The 3,705-nt window shown below is 67.0% G+C and carries 3 protein-coding genes; all 3 read right to left on the reverse strand.

The window, feature by feature from the left end; genetic code table 11:
* Positions 1–17 precede the first annotated feature (17 nt).
* Complete coding sequence (locus IEW15_RS25000) at positions 18–821, reverse strand: ATP-binding protein (RefSeq protein ID WP_188583181.1); 804 nt, start codon at positions 819–821, stop codon at positions 18–20.
* 100 nt (positions 822–921) lie between these two features.
* A complete protein-coding gene (locus IEW15_RS25005) occupies positions 922–1,926 on the reverse strand; it encodes a serine/threonine-protein kinase (RefSeq protein ID WP_188583183.1) in 1,005 nt (334 codons plus the stop codon).
* Between the two features lie 97 nt (positions 1,927–2,023).
* Positions 2,024–3,571 (reverse strand): alkaline phosphatase family protein, encoded by a 1,548-nt coding sequence (locus IEW15_RS25010; protein ID WP_188583185.1) that lies wholly within the window; start codon positions 3,569–3,571, stop codon positions 2,024–2,026.
* Between the last annotated feature and the right edge of the window lie 134 nt (positions 3,572–3,705).

The raw sequence follows: 3,705 nt of genomic DNA on the forward strand, positions 1-3,705 counted from the left end.
AGGCGCCGGCCGCAGGCTCAAGGGCGGATCTCACTGCGATCGCGACACATTCCGAAGACCCATTCTGCAACAGGCTCTATGGGCCCCAGGATGGCATCTCGTGCGTCATGTTCATCAAGTGCCCCAATCTTCGGATACTTGAAAAGACGTTCGGCGTAAGATTTGGAATCGCCGGCCAATCCAAGGATCTGTGGTAGCCCGGCTCCCACCAGTGTGACAGGCAGATTCGCCTGGCTGGTGCGATGGATGGCCATGATGAGCGCGCTGAATTCCTTTTTTTTGAGATACTGCATTTCGTCGATCAGTATGACGATCGGGGCGCCGGCTGATTTTGCGGCCCGCCCGATCGATAAGAACAAACTTGGCAGGTCCGCCTCAAGATCACCGCTATCCGCCGCCCCGATTTCCGGATCAATTCCCAGCTCAAGATCTATGTCGTGCACTTTCATCTTGATCGACCTGACAAAACCGCTCAGAACGCGAAGGGCCTGCCGTGCCGAACTCCTGCCCAACTCAATCAGACTCAGTGAGATCAGTATTTTCCGCAGTCCTGGAACCAGAAGCTCCGGAAGGGATTTGTCCTCATGCGCTTCGATATAGAGCGTTTTGAATGCTTCCCGCTGGGCGGTGTCGTCGATACGTGTCAGCAATACGGTTTTGCCAACCCCACGAAGCCCCACCAGAATGCTGCTTTGAGCAGGCTTGCCCAGGGCGATGCGGCGGAGGGTGACGCCGATACCGTCGAGAACGGCCGAACGACCGGCAAGTTCAGGCGGTGGATTGCCCGCGCCAGGTGCGAATGGATTGCGAACCGGATCCATATGGCGCCTCCTATAACGAATTTACCCGTTTATACCAGATTTCCGGTAAAAATGGATAAACTCATTCAAACCGCCGCCCACCCAGGCTGGCCGTCGCCGATCACCCTGTCGCCGGCACCAGACTGACCGGCCGGCCCGGCTCGGGCACCGTCTCGCCGGGATAGGGGGCGAGGCCCGGATAGCCGGCGGGCAGAACCGGCGGCGTGGGGGTGGCCGGGGTGATCTGTGGCGGCGGCAGCTCGCGCGGGGGCGCGGCGGGTCCGTCATGCACGGGCAGGGCCGGTGTCGCAGGGGGTATGGAAGGCGATGGGGCCAGCGGCTCGACCGGTGGCGCCGGCTCCGGTGCTGCCTGCATCGCCGCCTGCATCTCGATCTGGCGGGTCAGATCGATGACCCGGCTGCGCTCGGCGCTGGCCTCGGTGACCGTGATTAGGCCACGGCGCAGCCAGGCGTCGATGCGCCGGCCATGGTCGGCCAGTTCGGTCGCGGTCATCACCTGTGGCGCCGGCAGCGGCTGGGGTGGTGCCGGCGGCAGCACCGCATCGACGATGCGGGCGCGTTCCGCCTGGGCCTCGCCCTGGGTCATCACCCGATCGACGACCATCTGGTCCAGCGCCCGGAACCGGGCCATGGTCTCGGCCGGGGTGGGGGCCGGCATCAGCGGATCGATGGTGACCGAGGCTGGATAGGACAGCGGCAGCAGCCCGCCCAGATTGACCGCCCGGCGGTCGGCGGCCAGTTTCGCGGTCACCCGGTTGTCGGCCTTCAGCCGCGCCATGGTTTCGAACCGCCGCGCCATGCCGGCATCGAGCAGCGCGTCGACCGCGGCCGGCGGCTGTGGCGCCACACTGCCCGGCGGCCACACCACCGGTTGCCACACGGCCGGATCATGGAGGATCGGCTGGTCCAGGCCGGGATCAGCCGGCACCGGCCGGCCATCGGGCGTCATCACGATGATCGGATCGGTGCTGGGCAGGATGATCCCCTCGGGCGGCAGATCGTCAGGCTCATGCGCCATGGGCGCGCAGCTGGCCGCCATCGCCGCCAGCAGCGAGGCGGTGGCGAGGCGAAGCGGATGGAAAGCGGACCGGCGCGATTGTGTCATGGCATTCAAGATAAGGGTTTATCGCGCCGGGAACCAGACATGCCCGCGCGATATCGCGGTGATGTCACCGCCGCGCCCTGCCACGGCCGCCGTCGGTTCAGAGCCGGCGGCCGGCGGTGACATGGGCCCGGTCGTCGCGGATCAGCCGGTCCAGGCTCTGCGTGAAGCGGCCGGTGCCGGTGGTGAGGGTCTGTATGGTATCGGGGCGGGCGACGGCATCGGCGATGGCGGCCGGGTCGATCCGGTTCAGGCGTGCGGCCGCCGCCGGATCGGCCATCGCCTCCCATACCGGCCGGCCGCCATGGGGAGCGGCGGCGATCCGGCCGGCCTGGCCGGTCAGCGCCAGCAGGGTCGGCACGATATCGGCCATGCCGGTCGCGGTATCGACCACGGCGCCGGCGCGGAAGGCGCTGCCGGCAAACACCGCCAGGCTGCGGATCTCGGCCGGGTGCAGCCCGCCATTGATGCCGACCCCGTCGCCCAGGCTGTTGTCGTGCAGGCAGGTGCCGGCGAGCCCCCACTGGTCGGCCTGGTCGCTGTTGCGCAGGATGAATACCAGATCGGCCGCGCGGGGGTGGTCGATCCCCACCAGCCGCCGGTCGAATGTGCCAGGAATGATGCCCTCGGCGACGATGCCCTCGGGCCGGCGGGGCACACGTGGTGCTGCCGGCGCGGCGGGGCCCGAGAACACCATGCCGATCTCGTCCATCTCCATCAGCGCCGCCGCCACATGGGCCGCCAGCGCCGGCGCCCGGTCGCGGACCAGCAGATTGCCGCAATAGCCGGGCACCAATGCGATATCGGCGCCATCGGCCAGATGACGGTCGACGGTGAAGCCCGCATGGCGCAACTGGGCGGCCAGATCGATGCGGCGGGTCTGGGTGATATGGGCGTGATCAGACACCACCACAAGTTGAACGTCGCGGTCGCGGCCTTCCGCCTGCCACCACGCGACCAGCCGGGCGATCTCGTCATCCACTGCGCGCATCGCGTCAAGGGCGGTGTCGGATCCGATGCCGAAGATGTGATAGGCGTTATCCGGCTCACCATACCACAGGATGGTGACATCCGGCAGGTCGGGGGCGATGGCGGCCAGGAAGGCATCGGTCATCCAGCGCCCGCCTATGATATCGGGATAGGATTTGGGCGCCGGCGGCGGACCCACCCGGTCGATGATCGCCTGAACCTCGGCCACGGGAAACGAGGCCGCGGGCTGGTGGACCGACAGGCACAGCGCATCCAGAAGCGTGACCGGCTGCTTCAGCCGCACGCTGCCGGCCGAATTGGCCGACAGCACCTTCAGCCGCCGGCCATCCGCCGCCAGCATCTCGCCGAGGGTGGGTGTGGTGTACAGCCGGCCGTCATAGGCGGCGGTCGCCTTCTCGATCTTGGCGATGTCGAAACCCTCGAACCGCTCGCGGGCATCGACCCGGGGGTCGAGGAAGAAATTCGCCACCATGCCGTGGCCCGATGGCCGGGCGCCGGTGACCAGGGTCGGCAGGTTGACATAGGTCTCGGTCGGGAAGGAGGCGGATTGGCGGCCCAGCACGCAACCCTCGGCCATCAGCCGTGACAGCGCCGGCATCCGCGCGGGTGTCACCAGTTCGGGACGCAGGCCATCGAGGCCGATGAGCACGAAACGCATGAGAGCGGCTCCGGAAGCGCGGGTGATCGGGGGATGATAGCGCCCGACCCATTAGCATTACAGTTGCGTATTTCTCCTGATGTGAGCGAGCTTTGCTTGGGCCTGATGGGTGCGTCGCCAGATTGACCAAGCGA

The organism is Tistrella bauzanensis (assembly GCF_014636235.1).
GTDB lineage: Bacteria > Pseudomonadota > Alphaproteobacteria > Tistrellales > Tistrellaceae > Tistrella > Tistrella bauzanensis.

Coding starts and splice junctions, on each gene's coding strand:
- IEW15_RS25010 (WP_188583185.1), bottom strand. CDS start 3,571: ATGCGTTTCGTGCTCATCGGCCTCGATGGCCTGCGTCCCGAACTGGTG.
- IEW15_RS25000 (WP_188583181.1), bottom strand. CDS start 821: ATGGATCCGGTTCGCAATCCATTCGCACCTGGCGCGGGCAATCCACCG.
- IEW15_RS25005 (WP_188583183.1), bottom strand. CDS start 1,926: ATGACACAATCGCGCCGGTCCGCTTTCCATCCGCTTCGCCTCGCCACC.